The sequence below is a fragment of the Pseudonocardia sp. Ae505_Ps2 genome (assembly GCF_001932425.1).
Lineage (GTDB): Bacteria > Actinomycetota > Actinomycetes > Mycobacteriales > Pseudonocardiaceae > Pseudonocardia.
Genome location: NZ_MCIP01000001.1, coordinates 1,267,752 through 1,291,807, shown reverse-complemented (window position 1 = coordinate 1,291,807; position 24,056 = coordinate 1,267,752). Strand labels below are relative to the sequence as shown.

The following is a 24,056-nucleotide window of genomic DNA, read 5'->3' as shown; positions in this document are numbered from 1 at the left end:
CCCGGTCGCTCTGGCTTCGGAGCATCGCCTTCTCGAAGCGATCGTGTCCCCGTCGGCGGGCCACTTCGGCGCCCACGGGGTCGAGGTGACGGTGTCCGGGGTGCACCACAGGGAGTGGGTGGCCAGGCCGGGATCGGCCCCGGCGACGAGCATCGCGGTCAGCGCGCGGTGGACACGGCGCCGAGGTGCTCCCGCCACCCACCGGCCGCGGTGATCTCGACGGCGTCGGTGGCGCCGGGCAGGGTGCGGCAGACCATGCTCAGGGAGCCGGTCCCGTCCTCCAGCTCGATCACGGACAGCTCCAGCTCGGCCGGTTCGCGGGGTAGCAGGTCTCGGCGGAGCTGGGTGTAGGAGATCTCGTAGATCTCGCCGGGGACCGACCAGCCACCGTCGGGGACGGGCGCGATACCGGGGAACACGTCGTCGAAGGAGAAGAAGCGGTAGTCGGGGGGCGGTGCGGACGGGGCCCAGGAAGTGGGCGCCGGCGAGGGCGTCGTGCAGCGGGCCACCACTCATGGCCTGGCCGTTGACGAACATGCGGACGCTGTCGGACATGGAGGTGCCTTTCGACGGTGCGGGGCGCTCAGGAGAGCGTGGTGTTGCCGTGGCCGCGCAGTGCGTGGACGCGCATCGCGGTCTGCGCCCTGTCGAGGTCACCACTGGCGAGGTCGTCGAGCAGGTCGCGGTGCTGGGCGACCGGTTCGTGGCCGCTCTGCTGCACGTAGTCGTCGGTCGGGTGGAGGAAGGCCTGTCGTTCGAGGAAGGCCGAGGTGACCGGGGAGAATGCGGCCCGGTTGATCGCGACGTGCAGGTCCAGGTGGGCGATGCCGTACTGCGGGCTGCCGATGCCGTACTCGCGGGCGGCGTGGCCGAGGGGGTCGAGCAGCGCGTGCAGGCTCTCCCAGTCGACGCTGCCGACCTTCTGCGTGAGCAGGCTCGCGGCGACCTGGTCGAAGGCGATGCGCAGCTCGTGCAGCTCGGCGCGGGCGGTGTCGTCGATCCGGACGACGACGAGCTGGCCCCGACGGACCCGTTCGACGAGGCCCTCGCTGGTGAGGCGCTGCAGTGCTTCCCGGATGGGGGTCCGACTCACGCCGAGCTCCTCGGCGATCTGCTCCTCGACGAGGCGGATGCCGGGCCCGTACTCGCCCGTGGTGATCTGCTGGCGCAGGTAGAGGTACACGCGCTCGCGGGCGCTCGGAGCGCTGCTGTTCCGGTGCGCGCCGGTCATGGTGTGGCCCCGGCGAGGAGTGCGGCCCGGCACGAGTTGGTGGCGCGCTGCATGAAGGTCCCCGACATCACGCTCATCCCGGCCCGGAGGGCGTCGGTCTGCAGTGTCGAGACCCGGTTGTTGAGGTCGAAGAAGGCGTTGCCGGGGGCGAGGAGCTCGGCGAACGGGAACGCGAAGGGGTCCTTCTCGGAGGCGTCGGTCTCGCCCCAGGTGGTGGTGTTGACGACCAGGGTCGGCGCGTCGTCCGCGAACGCCGTCCGGAGCCGGGCCGGGGCGAGGACCTCGGCGTCGAACTGTGTGGCCCACCCGGTGAGGGCCTCGGGGCGGCGGGCGGTACCGACGAGTCGGGTCCCGGGCCACGCCCGCCGCACCCCCAGCGCGACCGAGTGCGTGGACCCGCCGGAGCCGAGCACCAGGACCGTCCGGGGGACGGCCCCGCCGGTCACGGTCTCCATCGCGGCCTGGGCGGCCCAGCTGTTGGTGTTGACCCCCAGTGCCTCGCCCGCGCCGCCGCGTACGACGGTGTCCACGACGCCGGTGGCCTCGGCCGACGGGCTCAGTGCAGCTACCGCCGTGGCCACGTCGCGCTTCCACGGGCTGAGTACGAGGGCGAGATCCCAGCCCGGGGCAGTGAGCAGGGACTGTGGGCCGTCGACGGGGGTGGTGGCGGAGACGACGAGTCCGCGGGCCGCGAGGGCGTCGAGGAGCAGCCGGCCCTGCAGGGCGTGCGGTGCGGTGGTGCCGATACCGGCGATCGTGACGGGGCCCGGCGGCCGGTGGGGCGTGGGGCTCTCGTCGAGACAGTGCGCGACGGTGGCCCGCAGGGTCGCGGCACCGTCGTGGCCCAGCAGCGTGATCGGCGGGGACGTCACACCAGCTCCCGGGTCGGCACGGTGAGCATTGTGCCCAGGGCGGGGACCGGGGCGTCCACCGGCCGCAGGCCGGACCCCCGGCGGGGCACGACCTGGCGTCCGCTCGGCGGGCCGACGACCTCTCCCCGGTCGTGGACGAGTCCGCCACGCAGGTAGGTGGCGACGACGGAGCCGGTGAGGACCCACCCGTCGTAGGGGGTCACGGGATGCCGGGAGTGCAGGCTCGCCCCGTCGAGGGGCTTCTCCTCGGTCGGGTCGACGAGGACGAGGTCGGCGTCGAAGCCGGGGGCGATCTGCCCCTTGTACGGGATCGACCAGCGCTGGGCCGGGGTGTACGCGCACAGACGCACGATGTCCTCGACGTCGAGGGCTCCCCGCGTGGTGGCGGTGAGCAGCAGCGGGAGCATGGTCTCGACACCGATGAAGCCCCCGTAGGCCTTCCACACGTCGGTCTCGGCCTGCTCGGCTGCGGTGTGCGGGGCGTGGTCGGTGGCGATGATGTCGATGTCGCCGCGGGTGATGCCGGCCCAGAGCGCCTCGACGTCGGCGGCGGGCCGGATCGGGGGGTTGAGCTTCACCAGGTTGCCGTGGGTGTCGTAGGCGCCGTCGTCGAGCACCAGGTGTGAGACGAGGCTCTCGACGGTGACGCGGTGGCCCTCGGCGCGCAGGTCGACGATCCGTTGCAGGCCGGCGCGGGTCGAGAGGTGGTGGATGTGCAGCTTGGTGCGGGCCTCGGTGGCCATGGTGACGATGCGGGTGATCGCCTCGACCTCGATGAACGCGGGCCGGGACTCCAGGTGGGCGCGGGGGTCGGTACGGCCGGACTCGCGGAGCCGCTCGCCGAACAGCCGTAGGAGGTGGTCGTTCTCGGCGTGCACACCGACGACCAGGTCGGCGGCGGCGGCGGCCTCGAGCCCGCGGAAGATGGCGGCGTCGTCCGGGCAGCGGTTGTCGCCGGTCGTCTGTCCCATGAACAGCTTGAGCCCCATGGCACCGAGCTCGGCCATACCGGCGATCTCACCCGCGTTGTCGTGGTCGATCATGCCGTACAGCCCGAAGTCGACGTAGGCCTTGCCGCGCACCAGGTCGAGCTTGTCGCGGTAGCGCTGGGCGGTCGCGACGGGCGGGAAGGTGTTGGGCATGTCGACCACGGTGGTGACGCCCCCGGCGGCGGCGGCACTGGTGCCGCTGGCGAAGTCCTCCTTCTCCGTCATACCCGGCTCGCGCAGGTGCACGTGCATGTCGATCAGGCCGGGCAGCACGAGCAGGCCGCGGGCGTCGACGACGGTGGCGCCGGTGGTGTCGAGGTCGGTGCCGACGGCGACGATGCGGCCGTCGCGCACGGCGACGTCGTGGCGGTGGCGGCCGTCGTGGTGGACGACGGTCCCACCGGTGACGACCAGGTCGTGGGGCACAGACATGTGCTGATCTCCTTCTCGGGTGGGTCAGGCGAGGGCGAGAGCGGGGTCCTCCTGGTGGACCTCGCGGATCGGACCGAGGTCGAACAGGGTGTCGGGGCTCAGATCGAGCCCGCCCGCGGCGATGGCCCGCACGTTCGCCTCGACGGTGGCGTCGGAGATGTCGATGACGCGCTGGCCGGGCTCGCCGGTGCGGATGAGCTCGTTGCCGGCGATGCAGGCCTCGAGGGTGGTCCTCGGGTCCAGGCCGAGGGTCCGGCCGTAGTCGTTCACGGTCAGGTCGGTGGCGTGCTGAGGGTCGGCGAGGACGTCCTTCCAGCCGCGGACCTCGGCGCGCAGGAAGGCCTTGACCTTCTCCCGGTCGTTGTCGAGTACGTCCTGGGTGGTGATGTAGGTCTGGCCGACGAGCGGGAACCCCACGTCGGCGAGCAGCATCGCGTGGATGTCGAAACCCTTGCCCCGCAGGTCGACGACCTGGTTGTTGACGAACCCGACGTAGCCGTCGATCTCCCCGGTCGTCATCCCGATGGGATCGCCCTGCACGGGGACGGTGGTGATGCGTGAGGCGTCGAGACCGAGCGCGGCGACGAAGTTGCGCCAGACCGGTTCGCTCGACGAGGAGCAGCCGATGGTCCTTCCGTAGAGGTCCTGCGGGGTCTCGATCGGGCTGGCTCCCATCGACATGATGCAGTTCGCGTTCCGGGCGTAGACCGCGCCGATGATCTTCAGCGGGGCACCCTTGGCAACCGCGGACCCGACGATGGGGACCTGGGACACCCCGGTGAAGGTGCGGCTCAGCACGTCCGACTCGATGGGCGGCGCGGTCGGGCCACCGGACACCAGATCGGCGCCGGAGAAGCCTTCCTGCACGTAGTAGCCGTTGCGGTCGGCGAGATAGCTGCCGGCGAACTGGGTGTTCTTGACCCAGGCGAGGCGCTGCGAGGCGATTCCGAAGCGGGAGCCGTCGCCGTCGCCACCGGAGACGCAGGCGGTGAGGACGGCGGGAGCGGCGAGGGCCAGTCCTCCGACGGTGAGACCGTGACGGAGGAATGCACGGCGGCCGAGCTGGGAGGACATGAGGGATCCATTCCTGATGGGGTGGGAGGGGTTCACCGGGTGACCCCCATCTGTGCGGTCACGAACGTCTCGAGCAGACCGACGAGCTGGTAGATCAGGACGCAGACCACGGTGAGGACGACGACCGACGCCCAGAGCCGGGCGAACTCGAACTCGTTCGCGTCGCGGAGCATCTGTCCGCCGAGGCCTTCGCCGCTGGCGAGCCACTCGGCCAGGAGCGCACCCACCACCGAGCTGGTCACGGCCACACGGGCGGCGGCGAACCAGGTCGGCACGGCGTGGGGCAGGGCGACCCGGGCGAACGCGGACCAGCTGGATCCCCCGAAGGCCGCGCACATGTCGAGGTCGGTCCGGGGTGCGGAGCGGATGCCCTGCAGCATCGTGAGCATCGCCGGCACGAACACGATGGCGGCGCCGATGACCGCGACCCCGAACGGTCCGCGTCCGAAGATCAGGACGAGGATCGGTGCGACGGTGACCATCGGGATGGCATGCAGCGCCGAGATCGTGGGCGTGAGCATCTTCTCGGCCGTGCGGAAGAAGTGGAACAGCACGGTCACGGCGGCGGCGAGGACCAGACCGAGTCCGAACCCGAGGGCGGCGTCGCCGAGGGTGACGACGAGCGCTGCGCCGATGCCGGCCCGGCTCGCCGCGGCCGTGGGGTCGGTGAACAGGTAGCGCCAGACGTCGAGCGGGGTCTTGGCCACGAACGGGCTCACGTCGACGAGGCTGACGAAGGCCGTCCAGACCACCAGGATCGCGACGGTCGCTCCGACCAGCGTCGACGTCGTCCGGGCGAGACCGGCGACCAGGGCGCGCCGTGTGCGGGTGTCGGGGGTGCCGGTGCCGACCCGGGCCCAGGAGCGCGCGGGGGCGCTGGTCGCGGTCATGCGGAGGCTCCCGCGGTGCTGGGGGCCCACGGCGTCGTCGCCCGTTCGATCCAGCCGACGACGGCGAAGGCGAGACCGGCGATCACGCCGGTGACGAGGGTGATGCCGCTGGTGCGAACGACGTCGCTGGACTGCTGCGCCACGACCAGGGCTGCTCCGAGACCGCGTTCCTGTCCCATGAACTCGCCGATGACGGTGCCGAGGAGCGCGGCCGGGACCGCGATCTTCAGCGCGGTCAGGACGCCGGGCAGCGCGGAGCGGAGCTGGACCTTGCGGAGGACGAGGTACCGGCCCCCGCCGTAGGCGCGGACCAGGTCGAGAGCAGCCGGATCGGTCCGGCGCAGGCCGTTGATCGTGCCGACCAGCGTCGTGAAGAACACCGACACGGCGGCCATCACGGCTGAGGTGACCGGTCCGTTGAAGCACGCGGCGAGGATCGGGGCGATGGCCACGAGGGGGATGCAGACCGACGCGATGCCGATCTGCAGCACGAACCGTTCGACGGCCGGGACGGTCATCACCACCGCGGCGCAGCAGATCGCTGCCAGGTTGCCCCAGAGGTAGCCGACGACAGCGGAGGCGAGCGTCACCGGGACGTGCAGGGCGTAGAACGCGACCCCGTCGTCGACGATACCCGCGACGATCTCCAGTGGCGGGGCGATCGCCGGGCCGAGGAGCCCGGTCATGCCGACGAGCTGCCACACCAGCAACACGGCCACGGTCCCGGCGGTGCCCAGGGCACGGCTTCTCATCGCTCGGTCTCCCTCGTCGCCGCGCCGATCAGGTCCTGACCGGGGGTGTCGAGTCCGAACAGCAGCGACGACAGCCGGTCGACGTAGGAGTGGAACTCGGGCGTGCGCAGCAGCTCCGGGGTCCGTGGCCGCGGCAGGTCGATCGGCACCACCTGCTGGACCCGTCCCGGGCGGGCGCTCATCACCACGACGGTGTCGGACAGGAACACCGCCTCGGAGATGCCGTGCGTGACCATCAGCGTGGTCGCCGGCCGCTCGGTCCAGATGCGCAGGAGCTCGACGTTGAGGTTCTGCCGCGTCATGTCGTCCAAGGCGCCGAAGGGCTCGTCGAGCAACAGCACCCGCGGCTCGACCACGAGCGCGCGGGCGATCGCGACGCGCTGCCGCATCCCGCCCGACAGCTGCGCGGGCCTGGCGTCCTCGAACCCCGTCAACCCGACGAGCTCGATCAGGTCATCGACGAGGGCATCGTCGGTCGGACGCCGCGTCAGCTCGAACGGGAGGCCGATGTTGGTGCGCACCGTCCGCCACGGCAACAGAGCCGGCTCCTGGAAGGCGATCCCGAGATGGTGGTGACGGCGCATGTCCGCGGGGGTCTCACCGTGGACGAGGGCGACCCCGGTGGACTGGTGTTCGAGACCCGCGAGGATCCGGAGGATCGTGCTCTTCCCGCAGCCCGAGGGGCCGAGCAGGGTGACGAACTCGCCCGCACGGGACTGCAGGTCGACGCCGTCGAGGGCGGTCACCTCCCCGCGGCCGACGCGGAACGATTTGCCGAGGCCCGCGATGTGGATGCCAGGAGCAGTCGGTTCGACCATGTGCGTTCTCCTCCTTCACGCTCTGCGCTGTTTGCATCCGAGTTTGGATCCAAGCTCGGATGCGAAGATAGGCGCGCGGCGTTGCGGAGGCGTAAATCGATGCGTCTGTCCGGTTACGTCACTCGGGCCTCGTGCCACGCGGGCCCGATCCGGCTCGCGGAGAGGGCGCGACGAGGAACCGGCCGGCTCACCGGTCGTCACGAGGACGAGGAGACGACTCCCGTCGCGGCCACGACGCCGGTCATCGCCAGCGCCACCAGAGCGACCTGCAGGAGGGCGAAGCGCTGGAACTCGCCGAGGTCCTTGCCGAGCAGGCCGAGGAGGACCCGGAGCGCTGCCGACGCCGGTCCGACGGAGGTTCCGGCGGTTGCGACGGGTCGCGGAGGTGCTGGCGGGGAGGCTTGCGCTCGGTGGGGTGCTTCCCGGCTTCGGTCAGGCCCGCTACGAGGGGGCCGACCCGCGCGCGCACCGCACGCGAGTCGTCAGGGGAGCCGTGCCGGCAGGCCCAGCAGCCGTGCGGCATCGCCGCGGGTGATCTGTTCGCGTTCCCGACGGGCGGTGAGCCTGCCGCGGGTGACCTCCTCCCCACGGTCCCCGACATCGCCGCCTGGCGTCGGCCCGGCGCCCTGGACGCGGTCAGGAGGTCGGCACGGGGTCGTCGTCGCGCCGGACGAGGACCTCGAACGGGACGCCGCGCTCGTAGTCGGCGACCATCTCCTCCGGGTCGAACAGGGTGCCGATCGGGTTCGCCGAGAACACCGGCCCCTTCATCCACTCCGTCGCCTCGTCGGCGGTCGCGAAGCTGTCGACCTGCAGCTCCACGTGGTTGCCGTCCGGATCCCGGTAGTACAGCGACACGGTCGGACCGTGGCGGATGGCGCGCACGGGGAGGATCTCCGCGTCCCGCAGCCGGCGGTAGGTGGCCAGGAGCGCGCCGAGATCGGGATGGGTGAAGGCGGAGTGGTAGAAGCCGACCTGTGGTTCGTCGCTCGGAACGGGGTACGGCCCGGTGGCGATGAGGGCCACCCGGTGGTGCTCCTCGTCGTAGGTCAGGAACGCGAGCTTGCCGTTGTCGAAGACCGGGTGCGCGCCCAGCACCGTGCAGTACCACTCCCGCATCCGCGGCAGGTCGTTGGTGCGGAACACCACGTGGGCGAGCCCCACCGGGGGCCGGGCGACGGTCGGGTCCGGCAGCGTGCGCGCCGCCCCTGTGTGCTGGTCGGTCGAGGTCATGCGGTTGCCTCCATGAGGTCGGGCTGGCGGAGCAGCAGGTGGTCGAGCACGTCGCTCAGGTCGATCGGGGGATCGAACGCGGGTGCGCGCCAGGCGATGTGCCCGTCCGGGCGGACGAGCACGGCCCCGTCGGCGCCGATGCCGTAGACGGTGCGGAAGTCGTCCTCGACGCCGGCGTGCCGCGCCTCGGCTCCCACCGCGACGACGTCGACCTCGTCCGGTGCCGTCCACCGCTGTTTCCCGGCCGCAGTGGTGAGCAGCACGAAACCGGCGCCGAACAGGTCCTGCAGGGAGCGGGTGTGCTCGGGGTCGAGCCACAGGTGGGGGGCACGCGCGCCGGGCCGCCCGACCGGGAGGTAGCGGCCGACGGGGCTGGGGACGGGTTCGGTCCCGTCCGGCCGGATCCCGGGTGACTCGTAGGAGATGCCGAACACCTGGCCGTAGTACTCGAAGTGCTCGCGCTGCTCGGCGATCGCCGCCCGGACCGGCCCGAGCTCGGCGTCGTCGAGCGTCTCGACACGGGCCACGAAGTCGAGGTCGTTCTCCAGCATCCCGCCGAGCCCGGCGCGCGCCATCCGCTCGGCGTTGGCGAGGCTCTGGTCGACGTTGAACCGGGCGACCGGACGGCGTTCCTCCTCGTAGGTGTCCAGGAGGTGCCGGCCGGCCCGCCCCCGCAACACCGCGGCGATCTTCCACGCGAGGTTGTGCACGTCGCCGACACCGGTGTTCATCCCCTGCCCGCCGGTGGGCGGCAGCGGGTGCGCGGCGTCGCCCGCGAGAAAGACGTTCCCGACGCGCATCCGGGTGGCGACGCGCGCCTGCATCTGCCAGGGCCGGGCGCTGCGGACGTCGACGTCGAGATCGGGGTCGCCGACGAGGGCGCGGACGATCTCCACGCAGCGCTCGGGGGTGAACGAGGCGGGTTCGGTCGTGGCCGGGTCGTAGGCGAAGTTGTAGGTCCACCGGTGGCGGCCGTCGAGGGTGATGAGCACGCCGGTGGTCTCGGGGTTGTAGACCCACCACAGCAGGTAGGGGCGGTCGGCGACGTAGCGCGACAGGTCGGCGTGGAAGTAGATGCCCATCTGCGCGCCCAGGCGCTCCGGGCCCTCCAGCCGCACGCCGAGCTGGTCGCGCAGTGGGCTGGCCGCTCCGTCGGCCGCGATCACGAACCGGGCCCTGACCTCCGACTCGGATCCTCCGTCCGCGGACAGGCGGACGGTGACGGCGTCGTCGGCGGCCTCGGCGTCGTCGATGTCATCGACACCGAGCACCGTGGTGCCGAACCGGACGTCCACGGCCGGGAGGGCCGAGGCGGCCCGGAGCAGGATCGGCTCCAACACGTCCTGCGGGCAGGAGCTCTTGACGTGCGGCGCGTAACCGGCCACCTCACGGTCGAACTCGGGGGAGTGGCCGTGGGTGACCAGCGCGCCGAACTCGGGGTGGGCGAGCCGGGTGACGAATGCGCTGCCGCGGTTGCGCTCCCGCGGCAGACCCGCCGCCAGCACCTCCTCGGCGACCCCCCAGCTGCGGAAGATCTCGAGGGAGCGCCCGTTCACCACGTGCCCTCGCGGGTGGTACGAGGTCGTCGCCCGCCGTTCGACGAGCAGCGTCCGCACCCCGAGGCGGCCGAGACCGATGGCCGCACTCAGGCCGGTCGGGCCGCCCCCGACCACCACGACGTCGTGGTGGTCGGGGGCGGGTGTCGGATCGTGGTCAGTGCGCATCGGCAGTTCCCTCCACTGCGGGTGTGGGTTCGGGGCGCGTCGACGCGGTCCCGCCGTTGCGGGCACTGCCCCTGATGAACAGCACGAAGGTGGCGACGAGGCTGACCGCGGCGGTGGCCAGCAGGTAGCCGGCGATCGGGGTCGAGGAGCCGCTCCTGGCGTAGAGCAGGGCGAAGACGATCGGCGCCACGCCACCGCCGAGGATGGAGCCGATCTGATAGGCCATCGAGGTCCCGCTGTAGCGCACCGGGGCCGGGAAGAGCTCCGCGATGAAGGCGGCCTGTGCGCCGGTGGCGAACGAGACGGCGATCACGCCGCCCAGGTAGGCGACGATCATCGCGGCCAGTGACCCGGTGTTGACCAGGGCGAAGAACGGCAGGGCCCACACGACGATGCCGATCAGCCCGCCGAGGAGGACCGGTCTGCGGCCGATGCGGTCCGCGAGCCGCGCGGTGACCAGCACCAGCGGGATCCACACCACACCGGCGGCGACGGTCAGTCAGAGCACGTACGTCGGGGGCAGCCCGAGGGCCTGCCTGGAGTACGCGAGCATGTACACGAACATCAGGTAGCCCAGGGTGGGCGCGGCGGTGGACGACAGACCGCCCAGGAGCATCTCCCGCCAGTTGTCAATGATCAGGTCCCGGACCGGCGAGCGGCTGATGGCGCCGGAGCGCTGCACGGCGGTGAAGTCGGGGCTCTCCGCGACACCGAGCCGCACCCACATGCCGAGGCCGATCAGCACGATGCTCGCCAGGAACGGGATCCGCCAGCCCCAGGAGCTGAACACGTCGGCGGGCAGGTACGTCGTCAGCAGGACGAAGGTCAGCGAGGCCAGGACGATGCCGACCGGGTTGCCCATCTGGGTGAACGAACCGAAGAAGGCGCGCCGGTGCGTCGGGGCGTGCTCGACCCCCAGCACCACCGCACCGCCCCACTCCCCGCCGACCGCGAAGCCCTGCACCAGGCGCAGCACGACCAGCAGGACGGGTGCCCAGACGCCGATCACCGCGTAGGTGGGCAGCAGCCCGGTGAGGAACGTGGCCGCACCCATGATGACCAGCGACGCGACCAGCGTGGACTTGCGGCCGACCCGGTCACCGAGGTGGCTGAGGACGACGCTGCCCAGCGGCCGGGCGATGAACCCGGCGCCGAAGGTCACGAAGGCGGCCAGGGTGCCCGCGACGGGCGAGAAGGTCGGGAAGAACTGCGGACCGAAGATCAGCGCCGCCGTCAGGCCGTAGATGTTGAAGTCGTAGATCTCGATCGCGGTGCCGACGAAGCTCGCCGTGGCGACCCGACGGGTGTGGCGCGTGCCCGACCTCACGGGGACGGGTGAGGATTCGCTCTGCGGGAACACTGGACTCCTCTGTCGTGAGTGTTCGTGCGTGAGACCTGCCGTGCTCGGCGTGATCACGGTGGGGTCGGGAAACCGGCGGGCGGAGGGACGCGCCAGGCCGTGCCGCTGCGATGGGGACGAATGATGAATGGCGATCAAGAGCAGTGTCAAGGATGTCGCTGTGGTGCGGTTGGCTGCGGGATCGGCGGCATCTCGGCGAAGAGGATGAGGATCGATCAAGAGGTACCTCCGACCGTCTCGCCGCGGATGGCTAAGCTGGAGCCGCCTCTGCGCCGCGCGGAGCACCCGAAGGAGGCGATCGGCCGTGCCCCGGAACAGGCAGCACATCCCGCGCGAGGAGCGGAAGGCCGAGGTGCTGGCGGTCGCCACCGAGCTGTTCCTCAGCAACGGGTACGCCGGCACCACGATGGCCGACATCAGCCGCGCCGCCGGCGTCGCGCCGGCGGCGGTCTACTGGTACTTCCCCTCCAAGGACGACGTCTTCGCCGCGGTCATGGACCGCATGCTCAGCCGGGAGATCCGCATCCTCGACGAGGACCACGCGGACGACGACCCGATGTCGCACCTGGTCCGGGGTCTCAACGACATGCGCGTGTTCCGGCCGCTGCACCAGGCCATGCACGGCAGGCTCCTGCAGTCCGAAGCCGTGCGCGAGGCCCACGACCGCTTCCTCGACTGGATCCGTGACCTCGTCCGGAAGATGGTCGACGACCTCGACGACCCGTCGGTGGATCGTGAGCTCGTCGCCGACACCGCCGTCACCCTCTTCGAGGGCTTCAACGTGGAGGGCGCGCCGCCGCGCCCGGGTGCTCAGCTCATGCGGTTCCTCCTCGAGTCGGTCCTGGGTTCCGCCCGCGCCCGCGACCTGCCGGCGCCGGTCCCGTCGGACTGAGCCCGCCCGACCGCGGCGGCCGCGCGACTCGGGCGCAGTGGTCGATCAGACGCAGTGGTCGATCAGACGCAGTGGTCGATCAGACGCAGTGGTCGATCAGACGCAGCGGTCGATCAGGCGCAGCGGTCGATCAGGCGCAGCGGTCGATCAGGCGCAGCGGTTGACCAGGGTGCCGATCCCCTCGATCGCGATCCGCACCTCCGAGCCGGACCGCAGGTAGCGCCCCTGTGGATGCCCGACGCCCGCCGGGGTCCCGGTCATCACGACGTCGCCGGGCTCCAGCGTCGTCTGCCGTGACAGGTAGGAGATCAGGGGTCCGACCGGGTGGATCAGATCGGAGGTGCGCGCGTCCTGGCGCAGCTCGCCGTCGACCCAGGTCTGCAGGTGCAGGTCTCCGGGATCGTCGAACTCGTCCAGGGTGGCCAGGCACGGCCCCATGGGGGTGAAGGTGTCGAAGCTCTTGGCCGCGCTCACGTCCGCGCCGCGTCCCGGGACGAGGCCCTTCTGCACGTCCCGGGCGCTCACGTCGTTGCAGATGGTGTAGCCCGCGACGTGGCTCATCGCGTCGCCGACCTCGACGTCCGTGGCGCGCCGCCCGACGACGACGGCCAGTTCGCCCTCGTAGTCCACGTGCTCGGGCGCCACCCGCGGGAACCGGATCGCCTGCCCCGAGGCGATGACCGACGAGGGCGCCTTCAGGAAGATGTGCGGCTCGTCCGGGTGCTCGGTGCGCCCGACCTCGCTGCGGTGCGCGGCGTAGGCGAAGCCGACGGCCCAGATCTTCGAGGGCCTGGGGATCGTCGGGAGCAGCTCGACCTGCGCGAGGGGGATCCGCTCGCGCACGGTGGCCGCGGCGATGTCCGCGACGTCGTACCCCGCGCGCAGGGCCTCGCCCAGGTCGGGGGCGTCGACGTCGAGCAGGGCGACGGTCTCGCCGTCGTGGCTGCCGATGCCCTTCGTGGTGCTGACGAGCCTGCTCATCGCACTCCCTCGCTGACGCTCGGTCGGCGCTGCGCGAGGCGCTGTGTCGATGATTCGCTCGCGGGCTCGCTCATCGGGCCACCGCCTGGTTGTCGAGGTCGAGGATGTCCGGATCGCCCGCGTGGAAGTGCTCGGCGAACCGGTCGGGATCGAGCTCCAGTCCGGACGGGTTCGCGGCGAACTCCGGGCTCGCCATGAACTCCCGTTCCTGTTCCGGGGTGTCGAAGTTCGAGCAGGAGAACTCGACGACGTTGCCGTCCGGATCGCGGAAGTAGAAGCTCGTGGCCTGACCGTGGTTGGCCGCGCGGTGCGGATGGGTTCCGGCGGCCCGCAGGTGCTCGAACTGGGCGATCAGGTCGGCGAGGGACGCGACGCCGAACTGGAAGTGGTGCAGGCCCGGCCCGGCGGGATCGACGCCCGCGAGGGAGTCGATCCCGAACAGGGCGAGGACCTGACCGTCCCGGACGGGGAAGAAGGCGAGGCGGACGTCCACCGCGCGCTCGGGCATGCCCGCGGGGCGGGGCGGGGCGTCCGGGGCGGGGGTGCGTTCGAAGAACGGGCCGGCGCCCAGGACGTGCGAGTACCAGGCGTGCATCTGCTCGAAGCGCCCGGTCTTCAGCACCAGCTCCGCCATCTGCAGCGGGACGGCCCGCGTCGAGGTCTGCCCCGGTGCGGGCCGGTCGGTCGCGGCGGTCATGCCGCACCTCCGGTGGGTCCGTGCAACGGACGCGAGGTCCGTCGCGCGATGCGCCATCCCTCGGCCGTGCGGCGCAGGGTGTGGGTGGTGTCGAGGATCTTCTCGAGGTCGTAGGTGCCGTCGGCACCGCGCAGGTGGAGCAGCACCAGGCAGCCGAGCGTGATCTCGTCGGCGCTGCGCTCGACGAGGTGCTCGTTGCTGATCAGGTGGGCCGTCTGCCGGTCCGGCATGGCTTCCCGGCGGGTCAGGAACTCGAGGATCGCGTCGCGCCCGTGGAGCCGTTCGCCGCGGATCTCGAACTCCGCGTCGTCGGTGAAGGCGTCGATCCCCGTGGTGGCCCGTCCCCGGTCGATCGCGAGGTGGTAGCCGATCACGTGCTGCCGGCACTGGCTGACGTCGTCGTCGAGCATGAGACCCATGGGCAGCTCCTCTCTTGAGTATGACTCAAGAGTAGTGCTTCCATGGCGGGTGTCAACGCACGGCGGCGGCGCTCCCGCCGCTCCCGGTGGCGGCAGTGCCCAGCTCGATCGCCGACGACGTGTGAGGTGCCGGAGTGACACGACCTGCAGCGGACAGCGCGCACCGGACGACCGGGCCGGGGCGCGTGATCGTGGTGGGCGGCGGCCCGGTGGGCCTCTGCACGGCCATCGAGCTCGGCTGGCGGAACGTGCCGGTGCTGCTCGTCGACGAGACGGACGGGTCGGTGGTCTTCCCGGCCGGGGAGGCGATCTTCTCCCGCTCCATGGAGCACCTGCGGCGATGGGGCCATGCGGCCGAGGCGCGTCGCGAGTGCCTGCCGGGCCCGGACCACCCGCACCGCATCCTGTTCATGACCCAGGTGGTCGGGCACGTGCTCGCCGAGTTCGACTACGGGGTCACCAACTCTAGCCCCGGCGAGTACGCCGACGTGACCCCCGAGGGCCCCGCATTCATCTCGAAGTTCTCCCTCCTGCCGCTGCTGCAGCGGATCGCGGCCGGACTGCCGGCCGTCGAGATCGCCCACGGGAACCGGCTGGAGGACTTCACCCAGGACGCCGACGGGGTGACCGCCCGCGTCCGGGACGTCGTCACCGGCGTCGAACGGACCGAGGCGGCGGCCTACCTCGTCAGCTGCGAGGGCGGCCGCAGCGGGATCCGGCGCGCGCTCGGGATCGAGCTCGCCGGCGACTTCGCCCAGGGCCACAACTTCGCCGTGCACTTCCGGGCCCCGCGACTGCGGGAGCTGCTGATCGAGCGCGCCGGCGGGCGGGCGGCACAGATCCAGACCCTCGCCTCGGAGAAGCGGCCCTACATCACGGTCGTCGACGGCGTCGACGAGTGGCGTCTGTCGGTCTACCTCGACCACGAGCCGGCCGACGGGGACGCCGTCCGCTGGGTGCACGAGGCCGTCGGAGAGCCGATCGAGACCGAGATCCTGCGGGCCCAGCCGTGGAGCGGGCACCGGGTCGTGGCCGACCGCTACCGGGACGGCCGGGTGTTCCTGGCGGGCGACGCCGCGCACCTGCTGTGGCCCAAGGGCGGCTTCGGCGCCAACACCGGGATCGGTGACGCCGTGGACCTCGGCTGGAAGCTCGCGGCCGTGCTGCACGGCTGGGGCGGCTCCGACCTGCTGGACAGCTACGAGATCGAGCGACGCCCGGTGGCGGTGCGCAACGTCTCCGAGGCGTCGAGCAACTGGACCTCGGACGCCCGGCTGACCCCCGACCCGCTCCTCGATCGCCCGGACGACGTCGGCGCGCAGGCGCGCAGAGTGACCGGCGATCTCATCCAACGGCTGCGTGGACGTGAGTTCCGCAGCATCGGGGTGCAGCTCGGCCACCGCTACGCCGGCTCGCCGATCTGCCTGCCGGACGGCACCCCCGAGCCGCCGGACGAGCCGGACGCCTATGTTCCCTCGACCTGGCCCGGGTGCCGCGCGCCGCACGCCTGGCTCCCCGACGGCAGCTCCACCCTCGATCACTTCGGCCACGGCTTCGTGCTGGTCGCCACGGCCACCGCCGACCCGGCTCCGATGGTCCGTGCCGCGAGCGCCCTCGGGGTGCCGCTGAGGGTGCTGCGCATCGACCGTCCTGCCGTCGTCCGGCTCTATGCGGCGCCGATGGTGCTCGTCCGACCTGACGGCCACGTGGCGTGGCGCGGAGCGAGTGCGCCCGACGACCCGGTCGCGCTGCTGGACCGCGTCCGTGGCGCCGGCCCGCTCGACGACCGAGGAGCTCGAGGAGTCCGCGCAGCTGCGCAGGGAGAACGCTGAGCGGGCACCTACGAGCTCATGGACGGAGGAGCTGCTCCGACACCGTCCACAGCCGGTCGGCGCGGTCGGGGTCGAGCGCCCAGGCCTTCACGCCGTGGGGGTGGTCGGCGAGGTCGGCGTCGTTCGGGACCTCGTAGGCCTCCTGGCAGTCGTCGAGGTAGTGGCCTCCGGACGTCGCGAACTGCGGGTCGACCGCGGCCACCATGCTCGTCGCCGCTCCCTGCTCGACGGTCTTGTAGGTGAACACTCCTGCTGCTTCCGCGGCGGCCAGGGAGTCCTTCTGACGACGGGTGAAGTTCCGCTGCAACCCGGTGGCGACCCCGCCGGGGTTGACGGTGTTCGCGACGACGCCGTCCCGGGCCCATCGTCGGGTCGCCCCCACCGCGAAGAGGGAGTTCGCGGTCTTCGACTGTGCGTAGGCGATCTGGGGGTCGTAGGCGCGGCGGTCGAAGTGGAGGTCGTCGAAGTCCACGTCCGCTCGCATGTGCGCGGTCGAGCTCACCACGACGATCCGCGCTCCGCCCTGATCCGCGGCGCCGGCGACGAGCCCGCGGCGCAGGCCCGTCGCCAGGGCGACGTGGCCCAGGTGGTTGGTCGCGAACTGCAGCTCCCAGCCCTCGGGGGTGCGCTCGAGACCCCCGGTGACCACCCCGGCGTTGGCGAGCAGGAGGTGGAGCGGGCCGCGCCACGCCGCGACGAACCCCTCGACCGACGAACGGTCGGCGAGGTCGAGCGGTGCCACCGCGGGCGCCGGCCTCCCGGTCGACCTGGCGATGTCGGCGGCCACGGCCGCACCGGCGACGGTGTTGCGGACGGCCAGGGTCACCTCGGCCCCCGCGGCGGCCAGGGCGCGGGCGGACTCGGCCCCGAGCCCGGACGACGCCCCGGTCACGACGGCGCGCACGCCGGTCAGGTCGTGCCCCGACAGGACGTCGTCGGCGGTGCTGGTGGCGGAGAAGGGTGTGGAGCGGAGGCCGCGACGCATGCCCACACTGTACAAGATGAACACTTTCTGCCTAGTGCGATCAGCGGCAGCTAGACTCGGCCCGTGACAGCGTCGGAGGCGGTCGGCCGTCGTGAGCGCGTGCTGGAGTCGGCGCTGCTGAGCTTCGCCCGTTTCGGCTACCGGAAGACGTCCATGGACGAGGTCGCGCGCGCGGCGGAGATCTCCCGGCCCGGTCTCTACTTCCTGTTCTCCTCGAAGCAGGAGCTGTTCCGCGCCGCGGCGACCCACGCTCTGGACCGCGACCTCGCAGCCGCGGAACGTTCGCTCGCGTCGACCGCCGAACCGCTGCGCCACCGGATCGTGGACGCGTTCGACCACTGGGCGGGCCGCTACGTCGGCCCCGCGCGCGACGTCGAGGACGTCGTCGCCACCAACCCGGACCTGCTCGGTGAGATCGTCGAGACCGCGCCCGCCAGGTTCCGGCAGCTGATCGTCGACGCACTCGCCCGGACGGTCGACCGCCGTAGGGCCGTCGACATCGCCGACACCCTGATCAGCACATCGGTGGGCGTGAAGCACCAGGTGGAGACCCGTGACGCCTATCGCCGGCGCATCGCCGTCGCGGTCCACCTCCTGGTGCCCGAACAGCCCGACTAGCCCGAACAGCGTCCGGTGGCCGAGCGCGACGGGCGTCCGACGGAGAGCGGCCTCGATGCCCCTCCCCGAGGCCCGCCGACCGTTCCCGTCCGCCGCGCCACGGGCCGTCGGCGCCGCCGCGTCGTCAGAGACCCAGGAGTCGGGCGGCGTTGCCGTGGGTGATCTGCTCGCGTTCCCCGTGGGAGAGATCGAGTCCGCTCAGGAACTCCTGGGTGCCGTCGAGGTGCAGGAACGGGTAGTCGGTCGACCAGATGATGCGGTCTATGCCGACGACCTCGCGGACGTAGTCGAACTGGGGCCGGTGGTACATGCCGCTGGGGGTGACCCAGACGTGGGACCGGTAGGTGTCGCTGATGGTCCTGGACAGTCCGGTGTCGCCGGGGGAGAGGACGTCGTCGAGGCGCGGGAGGAAGAACGGCACCATCTCGCCCCAGTGTCCGCTGATGATCTGCAGGCCGGGGAGCTCGTCGAAGATCCCGGCGAGGACGAGACGCGGGGCGTGGATTCCCGCCTCGTGGTGCCAGCCCCATCCGCCGAGCGACAGTTCCGCGGTGACCTTGTCGTTGAAGCCGGAGTAGTAGGCCTGCTGCACCTCGAGCAGCGGAGGAAAGGGGTGCAGGTAGAGCGGCACGCCGAGGTCGGCGAGGCGGCGCAGGAGCGGCCGGTGGACGGGGTCGTCGAGGAACCCGGCACCGGGTCGTCCGACGATCAGTACGCCGCGCAGGCCCAGCTCCCCGACGGCACGGTCGAGTTCGGCGACCGCCTCGGCCGGACGTTGCCAGGGCAGCGTCGCGAATCCGGCGAGACGGTCGGGGTGCTCGGAGACCGCGGTGGCGAGACGGTCGTTGGCCGCGCGGGCCAGCTCTACCGCGGCGTCCCCGGGAGCGAGCTGGGTGGGGCTCGTCCAGGACACGACGGCCATGTCGATGCCGTGCCGGTCCATGTCGTCGATGCGGCCGGCCCCGAGGTCGGCGCCGAGCCGTCGGGCGGTGTCCATGTCGACGGCGGGATGCCGTCCGTCGACGCGGGGCACGGGCGCGTCGCTCCTGCTCTGCCCGGACATATACGGAGCCTGCTGCCCGAGCGTGGGGCCGGCCGCGGTGTCGGTCGGGCCGTGCAGGGCGTGTTCCTCGATGCAGATGAGGGTCATGCCGTCTCCTGTCGGGCGTCCCGGGCGGGCCCGAGGGCGGCGATGACCGGCCTGAGGTTCTCGGTGCACCAGTCGCGGTAGGTGGTCGGAGTGGTCGTGGCGGGAGTGCGGGTGACGCCTTCGTCGAGGCCCTCGTTCTTCGCGGTGGCCATGTCGGCCATGGCACGTGCCATGCCGGGGGATGCGCCGTGGTCGAGCATCGCGCGGCCGGCGAGTTCCGGGTCCGTCTGCGTGTAGCGCACCGGTCGACCGAGGAGGTCGGCGAGTACGTCGGAGAGCACGGCTGCCATGTCGTTGCCGGAGAGGTCCTCGGGGCCCAGCAACGGTGTCTCGGCGAACCCGCTCCAGGAGCGGTCGAGCAGGAGGTGGGCGGCGGCGTCGGCGATGTCGCGGGTCGCGACGAGGGGCAGCCGGTGGTCGGGAGCCGTGGTCGACGTCAGTGTCGCGGTGTCGTGGAGGGCGCCGGCTGCACGCAGGGTGTTGTCCATGAAGGTGGGGTTGGCCAGCGCGCGGTAGTGGCTGGTGGCGGCGAAGAGGTCGTCCATGGCCAGCGATCCGGTGACGTGGCCGGCCCGGTGGGCGAGCGGGGTGCCACGACCGAGGGCGGAGACCCCGACGACGTGGCCGACGCCGTGTGTGGCGACGGCCTCCGCGCCGGGGCGTCTCGCGTCGCGGGAGGCGGTGACGGGATCGGGTGCGGTGAGGTCGGGAGGCATGAGCCAGAACAGGGCGTCGACGCCGCGCAGCGCGACTACGAGTCCGTGGTCGAGATCCCGACCGCGCGGCTGGCGGCGTATCTCGAACAGCGCACGGGTCTCGCGCCCGAGGCGGCCGGCGCCACTGCCCGGGCTCTCGTGGCACGGACCGTGTACCCGGAGGTGATGAGCTGCCTGCTCGGGGTTCGCCCGCCCCTCCCTCGTCGACCGGATCCGGTCACGCTCGCGGACGACGTCGACCTCGACCGGATCCGCTCCTGTGCGGTGTCCCTGGTCCCGGCGGGTCCCTGACGGCGGGCGCCCGTGCTCATCGGCCCGTGCGGGACGCCTCGGTCCGTGTGCGGTGGTCGTCGATGCGGGCCATGTTCTGCTGCGCCCACTCGCGCAGCGCGGAGAGCGGGATCTCGAGGGAGGCACCGAGCTCGGTGAGCCGGTAGTGCACGCGTGGCGGGACGGTGTCCTCGACGCGCCGGGCGACCAGGCCGTCGAGCACGAGGTTCTGCAGCGTCGTGGACAGCATCTTCTGGGAGATCCCCGGTGCGCGTCGTCGCAGCTCGGTGAACCGCAGCTCTCCGCCGTCGGCCAGCGATCCGACCACCATCGAGGTCCACTTCGTGCCGAGCCGGTCGAGCAGGCGACGGGTGGGGCAGTCCGGGGAGAACAGGTCCCCGCGACGGGGGTCGGTCACCCCGGGCTCACCAGGTGCCGTCGACGTGCCGTCTTCCGTCTCCATGGTCGGTGAGCTTAGGTGATCTGGTCACCAGAAGTTACCGACTGGGAGGTCGTCGTGCGGATGGTCGCCGTCAACGGGGTCGAGCTGGCCGTCGACGAGGTGGGGCAGGGGCCGCCGATGGTGCTCGTGCACGGCTTCCCGCACACCGGCCTGGTGTGGTCCGAGGTGCGCGACGCGCTGCGGGAGGACCACCGGGTCGTCGTGCCGGACCTGCGCGGGTTCGGGGCGAGCACCCGCACGGCCGAGGGGCTCGACGCGGGAACCCTGTCGCGCGACCTCGAGGAGCTGGTCGTGGCCCTCGGAGCCGCGCCGGCGGTCGTGGTGGCGATCGACGCCGGTGTCCCCGCCGCGTTCCTGCTCGCCCTGCGCCGCCCGGACCTCGTCGCGCGGCTCGTGCTGGTCGAGTCGACCCTGGGGACACTCCCCGGCGCCGAGGAGTTCTTCGAGGGCGGACCCCCGTGGTGGTTCGGTTTCCACCGGGTTCCGGGGCTGGCGGAGAGCGTGCTGCGCGGGAACGAGGCCGCCTACGCCGGGTGGTTCCTCGACCAGGGCACCCGCGGGCGCGGGATCCGTCCGGCGCTGCGGGCCGCGATGGCCGACGCGTTCGCGCGCCCGGACGCCCTCCGCTGCGCGCTCGCCGTCTACCGGGCGCTGCCCGAGACGGGACGGCAGCTCGCCGCGGCGGTGGCCGAGGCCCGGTTGACGGTGCCCACGACCGCGGTCGGCGCCGCGTCGGTCGGTCGCGCGCTGGAGAACCAGCTGCGCGGGGTCGCCGACGTCCTCGACGGGCACCTGCTCGACGACTGCGGGCACATCGTGCCCCTCGACCGGCCCGACGCGCTCGTGGCACTTCTGCGCACGTGATGCCGGGGCGCTGTCGTCCCGGCCCTGTCGACGAGCCGCGCCGGCGGCCGCACATCGCCCTGCCTGGCGTCGGATCGCCGTCCTTCCGGCCCGGCGGAGTGCACGGACTTCGGGGTGCAGCAGGCCCGCGATCGCCGCCTCAGTGGGTCAGCGTGAGCAGCCCCTCCAGCCCGCGCCGGAACGCGGCGCCGACGTGGCCCGCCCCGTCGATGTCGGCACCGGCCATGGCCCCGTCGCGCATCATCAGGAAGTGCTGGGCCGCGTGCTCGGGTCGCCCGCGCCCCGGTGCGGACCCGAAGACCCTGGCGAACAGTTCGGTGAGGCTGGCGACGTACCAGCTGCGGTGCTCGGCGACGACCCGGCGCACGGGGTCCTCCGGGTCGGGGAACTCGGCCGCGGCCTTGAGGAACGCGCACCCCCGGAAGTCCGCACCGGTCAGGTCGTCCACCAGCGCGGCGCCGACGGCGCGGACGGCGTCGTCGGGGGTGGCGGCCGAGGCGACGGCGTCCTGGAGGGCGGCGCGGGTGTGGGCGTCGACGCCGCGCAGGTAGGCGACGACCAGCGCCTCCTTCGAGGGGAAGTGCCGGTAGAACGTGGCGCGCGTGGTGGGGGTCTCGGCGAGGATCCGCTCCACACCGACCGCCCGGATGCCCTCGCGGTAGAACAGCCCGCTCGCCGTCGCGAGCAGCCGCTCGCGGGCCTCGGAGCGCCCGGCCCCGGACGTCGTGCGTGTCGGTGCAGCCACGGCCCCACGTTAGCAGAAAGAACGATCGGTCTTGCTTATGGCGAGTCAGGCGTGCATGCTCGGGTTCATAGGAAGAACGGTCTTTCTCCCTCCAGGAGGCATCATGTCGAGCTCGCCCACCACCGGTCGGCGCACCGTGCGGACCCCCCGCCCGGGGCCGGTCGACGGCACCGTCGCCCTACGGCGCCTGTACCTCGCGCGGTTCGCGTTCGCGCTGCTCTGGGCGGCGCTGCTGCTGCCGAACGCGGCGGAGGTCGGCCCGCTGACCGCGGCGCTGCTGGTGCTCTACCCGCTGGTGGACGTGGCCGCCGCCGTGATCGACGCCCGCTCCTCGCGTGCGACCGGGGTGGCTCCGGGCCTGTACGCCACGATCGTCCTGGGCGGGTTCGCGGCCGTCGGGCTCGTCGTCGTCCTCGGCTCGGGCGTGCCGGCGGTGCTGCGGGTCTGGGGTGCCTGGGCCGTCGTCGCCGGGGTCGCCCAGCTCGTCGTCGCCCTGCGGCGTCGCGCGGCGGGCGGCCAGGGGGCCATGATCGCGAGCGGGTCCCTCTCGGTCGTCGCGGGCGCTTCGTTCGTGCTGATGGCCTCGGGCGGCGAGGCGTCCCTGACCGGGGTCGCCGGCTACGCCCTGCTCGGTGGTGTCTTCTTCCTGGTGTCGGCGCTGAGGCTCGGCCGGGTCGCGTCCGCGTGACGGTGACACGGTGACGGTGACACGGTCGACGGGCCGGCCGTCCGTGTCAGGGTCCAGGACGTGTCGTCGGTTCCCGACCCGCCGGTCGGCGTCGGCCGGGAGGCCGGGGCGCCGGGTTTCGTACCGTCGTCGTGCAGAACGGCCGACTCGGCGACGAAACCGTATCGTGTGAATAACTGACCCTCGGTGATTGTTCCCCACGATGGTGTTTCCCGGGTTGATCCGTGCGCTTTCCGCCCCCTATCGTTCTCCTCAGCCGGTTCGGGCTCCCCCCTTTGTCGTCGGACCGGCACGTGCCCGGATCCGCATGGATCCGTGACTCACCAGGAGAAGACTGTGCAGAAGAAGAAGGCCGGTTTCGTCGCCGCCGTGTCCGCCGTCGCCCTGATCGGCCTGTCGCCGCTGGCGTTCGCCGGCTCGGACAGCGTCATCGACAAGGACGCGAAGGGCCTCGTTGCCGGCCTGAACGGCAACAACGCCCAGGTTCCGGTCCAGGCGTGCAACAACAACATCCCGGTCAACGTCCTGGGTGTCCAGGTTCCGGTCGAGGACGCGGCTGCGGCCAACGGCCTCACCGGTGGCGCCGGCATCCTGGGCGAGGGCAAGGCCAAGTCGGGCGACTCCGTCACCGACCAGTCGGACAACTGCGGCCAGGAGGCCGGCGCGGGCGACTCGGTCAACTGACCGGATCCTCTCGCTGACGTGCCCCGGGGCCTTCGCGGCTCCGGGGCACGTCCGTGTCCGGAGTGGGGCCCGCGGGCACCCGCCGTGGTCGTCGTCGCCGGTTCGGGTGGCGTTCCGGGCGATTCGCCTCGATCACATCCGACCCCATCGTGGGAGTGAGGTGTTCTCAGTAGCGGGGTGGCAGGTCGTGGCGACACGCCGAGGGTGGTGAGATGAGCGGGAACGGGGCAGGACCCCGGTAGATCGGTTCGGTCCAGCACAGATCGACACCGTCACCGAGGTCCTGCATGTCTGATCCTGTCACCTACACCGCTGTCCTCCCGATCGGGGAGCGCACCGTGGCCTATCTGGCGCGGCTCCTGGTCCTTCAACGCCGTCGACGTGGCACCCGGCGGCGGGCGTTGACCCCGTTCGCCCAGGCAGTGCTGGTGATCCGCTGGTTCTGTGATGCTACCCGGGTCCGATGTTCGGCCGGTGACAACGCGATCAGCACTGCAACGGCCTACCGTTACCTGCACGAAGGCATCGACGTCCTCGCCGCGGCCGCACCCGGCCTGCACGGAGCCCTGCTCGCCGCCCGCACAGCCGGGCACACCCACGTGAATCTCGACGGCACCCTGATCGCCACCGACCGGTGCCGCGCGCTCGGCCTCACCCCCGGGGTCGACCTGTGGTGG

The 24,056-nt window shown here is 72.0% G+C and carries 27 protein-coding genes and 1 pseudogene; 8 read left to right on the top strand and 20 right to left on the bottom strand.

All coding sequences use genetic code 11. From position 1 onward, the window contains the following. Positions 1–158: 158 nt before the first annotated feature. The 12 genes from Ae505Ps2_RS06030 to Ae505Ps2_RS33150 form a co-directional block, all read right to left on the bottom strand. On the bottom strand, positions 159–509 hold the full coding sequence (locus Ae505Ps2_RS06030) for a gamma-glutamylcyclotransferase (RefSeq protein ID WP_249265222.1): 351 nt from the start codon (positions 507–509) through the stop codon (positions 159–161). A 74-nt stretch (positions 510–583) separates the two neighbouring features. Next, positions 584–1,231 (bottom strand): GntR family transcriptional regulator, encoded by a 648-nt coding sequence (locus Ae505Ps2_RS06025; protein WP_075309499.1) that lies wholly within the window; start codon positions 1,229–1,231, stop codon positions 584–586. Continuing rightward, a complete protein-coding gene (locus tag Ae505Ps2_RS06020; RefSeq protein WP_075309501.1) occupies positions 1,228–2,103 on the bottom strand; it encodes a hypothetical protein in 876 nt (291 codons plus the stop codon). Before Ae505Ps2_RS06020 ends, Ae505Ps2_RS06025 begins: the two co-directional genes overlap by 4 nt. Continuing rightward, a complete protein-coding gene (gene allB, locus Ae505Ps2_RS06015) occupies positions 2,100–3,524 on the bottom strand; it encodes an allantoinase AllB (protein WP_083695380.1) in 1,425 nt (474 codons plus the stop codon). Before allB ends, Ae505Ps2_RS06020 begins: the two co-directional genes overlap by 4 nt. Positions 3,525–3,548: 24 nt before the next feature. After that, complete coding sequence (locus tag Ae505Ps2_RS06010; protein ID WP_075309505.1) at positions 3,549–4,598, bottom strand: ABC transporter substrate-binding protein; 1,050 nt, start codon at positions 4,596–4,598, stop codon at positions 3,549–3,551. 32 nt (positions 4,599–4,630) lie between these two features. Then, a complete protein-coding gene (locus tag Ae505Ps2_RS06005; RefSeq protein ID WP_139318891.1) occupies positions 4,631–5,488 on the bottom strand; it encodes an ABC transporter permease subunit in 858 nt (285 codons plus the stop codon). After that, positions 5,485–6,240, bottom strand: coding sequence for an ABC transporter permease subunit (locus Ae505Ps2_RS06000; protein ID WP_075553474.1), 756 nt, complete (start codon positions 6,238–6,240; stop codon positions 5,485–5,487). The genes Ae505Ps2_RS06005 and Ae505Ps2_RS06000 overlap by 4 nt, the downstream gene beginning before the upstream one ends. Continuing rightward, positions 6,237–7,058 (bottom strand): ABC transporter ATP-binding protein, encoded by an 822-nt coding sequence (locus tag Ae505Ps2_RS05995; RefSeq protein WP_060713942.1) that lies wholly within the window; start codon positions 7,056–7,058, stop codon positions 6,237–6,239. Before Ae505Ps2_RS05995 ends, Ae505Ps2_RS06000 begins: the two co-directional genes overlap by 4 nt. A 636-nt stretch (positions 7,059–7,694) precedes the next feature. Then, positions 7,695–8,291, bottom strand: a complete 597-nt coding sequence (locus Ae505Ps2_RS05990) for a VOC family protein (protein WP_075309509.1) — start codon at positions 8,289–8,291, stop codon at positions 7,695–7,697. Beyond that, positions 8,288–10,015, bottom strand: coding sequence for an FAD-dependent oxidoreductase (locus Ae505Ps2_RS05985; RefSeq protein WP_075553473.1), 1,728 nt, complete (start codon positions 10,013–10,015; stop codon positions 8,288–8,290). The genes Ae505Ps2_RS05990 and Ae505Ps2_RS05985 overlap by 4 nt, the downstream gene beginning before the upstream one ends. Then, complete coding sequence (locus tag Ae505Ps2_RS33155; RefSeq protein ID WP_139318892.1) at positions 10,005–10,514, bottom strand: MFS transporter; 510 nt, start codon at positions 10,512–10,514, stop codon at positions 10,005–10,007. Before Ae505Ps2_RS33155 ends, Ae505Ps2_RS05985 begins: the two co-directional genes overlap by 11 nt. After that, entirely contained in the window at positions 10,515–11,342 is an 828-nt protein-coding gene (locus Ae505Ps2_RS33150) for an MFS transporter (protein ID WP_233147681.1), read from the bottom strand. A 337-nt stretch (positions 11,343–11,679) separates the two neighbouring features. On the opposite strand from Ae505Ps2_RS33150, the gene Ae505Ps2_RS05975 reads away from it, so the two are divergent. Next, a complete protein-coding gene (locus tag Ae505Ps2_RS05975; RefSeq protein WP_075309513.1) occupies positions 11,680–12,267 on the top strand; it encodes a TetR/AcrR family transcriptional regulator in 588 nt (195 codons plus the stop codon). Positions 12,268–12,414: 147 nt separating this feature from the next. Here Ae505Ps2_RS05975 and Ae505Ps2_RS05970 read toward each other — a convergent pair whose 3' ends face one another. The 3 genes from Ae505Ps2_RS05970 to Ae505Ps2_RS05960 form a co-directional block, all read right to left on the bottom strand. After that, complete coding sequence (locus Ae505Ps2_RS05970; RefSeq protein ID WP_075333989.1) at positions 12,415–13,248, bottom strand: fumarylacetoacetate hydrolase family protein; 834 nt, start codon at positions 13,246–13,248, stop codon at positions 12,415–12,417. Positions 13,249–13,318: 70 nt separating this feature from the next. Then, positions 13,319–13,945, bottom strand: coding sequence for a VOC family protein (locus Ae505Ps2_RS05965; RefSeq protein WP_075309515.1), 627 nt, complete (start codon positions 13,943–13,945; stop codon positions 13,319–13,321). Then, positions 13,942–14,364, bottom strand: a complete 423-nt coding sequence (locus tag Ae505Ps2_RS05960) for a nuclear transport factor 2 family protein (protein WP_075309517.1) — start codon at positions 14,362–14,364, stop codon at positions 13,942–13,944. The genes Ae505Ps2_RS05965 and Ae505Ps2_RS05960 overlap by 4 nt, the downstream gene beginning before the upstream one ends. Positions 14,365–14,498: 134 nt before the next feature. On the opposite strand from Ae505Ps2_RS05960, the gene Ae505Ps2_RS05955 reads away from it, so the two are divergent. Beyond that, positions 14,499–16,196, top strand: coding sequence for an FAD-dependent monooxygenase (locus tag Ae505Ps2_RS05955; RefSeq protein WP_212567611.1), 1,698 nt, complete (start codon positions 14,499–14,501; stop codon positions 16,194–16,196). Between the two features lie 16 nt (positions 16,197–16,212). On the opposite strand, the gene Ae505Ps2_RS05950 is transcribed toward Ae505Ps2_RS05955, so the two are convergent. Then, positions 16,213–17,181 (bottom strand): SDR family NAD(P)-dependent oxidoreductase, encoded by a 969-nt coding sequence (locus Ae505Ps2_RS05950; RefSeq protein ID WP_075312656.1) that lies wholly within the window; start codon positions 17,179–17,181, stop codon positions 16,213–16,215. Positions 17,182–17,244: 63 nt separating this feature from the next. On the opposite strand from Ae505Ps2_RS05950, the gene Ae505Ps2_RS05945 reads away from it, so the two are divergent. Beyond that, on the top strand, positions 17,245–17,799 hold the full coding sequence (locus Ae505Ps2_RS05945) for a TetR/AcrR family transcriptional regulator (protein WP_198932231.1): 555 nt from the start codon (positions 17,245–17,247) through the stop codon (positions 17,797–17,799). A gap of 124 nt (positions 17,800–17,923) precedes the next feature. On the opposite strand, the gene Ae505Ps2_RS05940 is transcribed toward Ae505Ps2_RS05945, so the two are convergent. Both Ae505Ps2_RS05940 and Ae505Ps2_RS05935 read right to left on the bottom strand, forming a co-directional pair. Beyond that, positions 17,924–18,949, bottom strand: a complete 1,026-nt coding sequence (locus Ae505Ps2_RS05940; protein ID WP_075309521.1) for an amidohydrolase family protein — start codon at positions 18,947–18,949, stop codon at positions 17,924–17,926. Continuing rightward, complete coding sequence (locus Ae505Ps2_RS05935; protein ID WP_139318894.1) at positions 18,946–19,494, bottom strand: hypothetical protein; 549 nt, start codon at positions 19,492–19,494, stop codon at positions 18,946–18,948. Before Ae505Ps2_RS05935 ends, Ae505Ps2_RS05940 begins: the two co-directional genes overlap by 4 nt. A gap of 75 nt (positions 19,495–19,569) precedes the next feature. Here Ae505Ps2_RS05935 and Ae505Ps2_RS30955 point away from each other — a divergent pair, with 75 nt between their 5' ends. After that, positions 19,570–19,956 (top strand): hypothetical protein, encoded by a 387-nt coding sequence (locus Ae505Ps2_RS30955; RefSeq protein WP_139320136.1) that lies wholly within the window; start codon positions 19,570–19,572, stop codon positions 19,954–19,956. A gap of 16 nt (positions 19,957–19,972) precedes the next feature. On the opposite strand, the gene Ae505Ps2_RS05925 is transcribed toward Ae505Ps2_RS30955, so the two are convergent. Continuing rightward, complete coding sequence (locus tag Ae505Ps2_RS05925) at positions 19,973–20,398, bottom strand: helix-turn-helix domain-containing protein (RefSeq protein ID WP_075309527.1); 426 nt, start codon at positions 20,396–20,398, stop codon at positions 19,973–19,975. Positions 20,399–20,413: 15 nt separating this feature from the next. Here Ae505Ps2_RS05925 and Ae505Ps2_RS05920 point away from each other — a divergent pair, with 15 nt between their 5' ends. After that, positions 20,414–21,262 carry an alpha/beta hydrolase gene (locus Ae505Ps2_RS05920; RefSeq protein WP_337819457.1) on the top strand — a complete coding sequence of 283 codons (849 nt, stop codon included), beginning with the start codon at positions 20,414–20,416 and terminating at the stop codon, positions 21,260–21,262. A gap of 139 nt (positions 21,263–21,401) precedes the next feature. Here Ae505Ps2_RS05920 and Ae505Ps2_RS05915 read toward each other — a convergent pair whose 3' ends face one another. Beyond that, positions 21,402–22,007, bottom strand: a complete 606-nt coding sequence (locus Ae505Ps2_RS05915; RefSeq protein ID WP_075309531.1) for a TetR/AcrR family transcriptional regulator — start codon at positions 22,005–22,007, stop codon at positions 21,402–21,404. A 103-nt stretch (positions 22,008–22,110) separates the two neighbouring features. Here Ae505Ps2_RS05915 and Ae505Ps2_RS05910 point away from each other — a divergent pair, with 103 nt between their 5' ends. From Ae505Ps2_RS05910 to Ae505Ps2_RS32475, 3 genes and pseudogenes are all read left to right on the top strand, one after another. Further along, the gene (locus Ae505Ps2_RS05910; protein ID WP_233147680.1) at positions 22,111–22,695 is read left to right on the top strand and encodes a hypothetical protein; all 585 of its coding nucleotides are present in this window, start codon (positions 22,111–22,113) and stop codon (positions 22,693–22,695) included. 336 nt (positions 22,696–23,031) lie between these two features. Beyond that, positions 23,032–23,379 (top strand): hypothetical protein, encoded by a 348-nt coding sequence (locus Ae505Ps2_RS05905; protein ID WP_020628222.1) that lies wholly within the window; start codon positions 23,032–23,034, stop codon positions 23,377–23,379. A 287-nt stretch (positions 23,380–23,666) separates the two neighbouring features. Next, positions 23,667–24,056 (top strand): annotated as a pseudogene (locus tag Ae505Ps2_RS32475) (IS5/IS1182 family transposase); the annotation flags it as partial.

Coding starts and splice junctions, on each gene's coding strand:
- Ae505Ps2_RS05985 (WP_075553473.1), bottom strand. CDS start 10,015: ATGCGCACTGACCACGATCCGACACCCGCCCCCGACCACCACGACGTC.
- Ae505Ps2_RS05940 (WP_075309521.1), bottom strand. CDS start 18,949: ATGACCCTCATCTGCATCGAGGAACACGCCCTGCACGGCCCGACCGAC.
- Ae505Ps2_RS05910 (WP_233147680.1), top strand. CDS start 22,111: ATGTCGAGCTCGCCCACCACCGGTCGGCGCACCGTGCGGACCCCCCGC.
- allB (WP_083695380.1), bottom strand. CDS start 3,524: ATGTCTGTGCCCCACGACCTGGTCGTCACCGGTGGGACCGTCGTCCAC.
- Ae505Ps2_RS06005 (WP_139318891.1), bottom strand. CDS start 5,488: ATGACCGCGACCAGCGCCCCCGCGCGCTCCTGGGCCCGGGTCGGCACC.
- Ae505Ps2_RS06025 (WP_075309499.1), bottom strand. CDS start 1,231: ATGACCGGCGCGCACCGGAACAGCAGCGCTCCGAGCGCCCGCGAGCGC.
- Ae505Ps2_RS05925 (WP_075309527.1), bottom strand. CDS start 20,398: ATGGAGACGGAAGACGGCACGTCGACGGCACCTGGTGAGCCCGGGGTG.
- Ae505Ps2_RS06000 (WP_075553474.1), bottom strand. CDS start 6,240: ATGAGAAGCCGTGCCCTGGGCACCGCCGGGACCGTGGCCGTGTTGCTG.
- Ae505Ps2_RS05995 (WP_060713942.1), bottom strand. CDS start 7,058: ATGGTCGAACCGACTGCTCCTGGCATCCACATCGCGGGCCTCGGCAAA.
- Ae505Ps2_RS05970 (WP_075333989.1), bottom strand. CDS start 13,248: ATGAGCAGGCTCGTCAGCACCACGAAGGGCATCGGCAGCCACGACGGC.
- Ae505Ps2_RS05935 (WP_139318894.1), bottom strand. CDS start 19,494: ATGGACGACCTCTTCGCCGCCACCAGCCACTACCGCGCGCTGGCCAAC.
- Ae505Ps2_RS05965 (WP_075309515.1), bottom strand. CDS start 13,945: ATGACCGCCGCGACCGACCGGCCCGCACCGGGGCAGACCTCGACGCGG.
- Ae505Ps2_RS05990 (WP_075309509.1), bottom strand. CDS start 8,291: ATGACCTCGACCGACCAGCACACAGGGGCGGCGCGCACGCTGCCGGAC.
- Ae505Ps2_RS05950 (WP_075312656.1), bottom strand. CDS start 17,181: ATGCGTCGCGGCCTCCGCTCCACACCCTTCTCCGCCACCAGCACCGCC.
- Ae505Ps2_RS05960 (WP_075309517.1), bottom strand. CDS start 14,364: ATGGGTCTCATGCTCGACGACGACGTCAGCCAGTGCCGGCAGCACGTG.
- Ae505Ps2_RS06010 (WP_075309505.1), bottom strand. CDS start 4,598: ATGTCCTCCCAGCTCGGCCGCCGTGCATTCCTCCGTCACGGTCTCACC.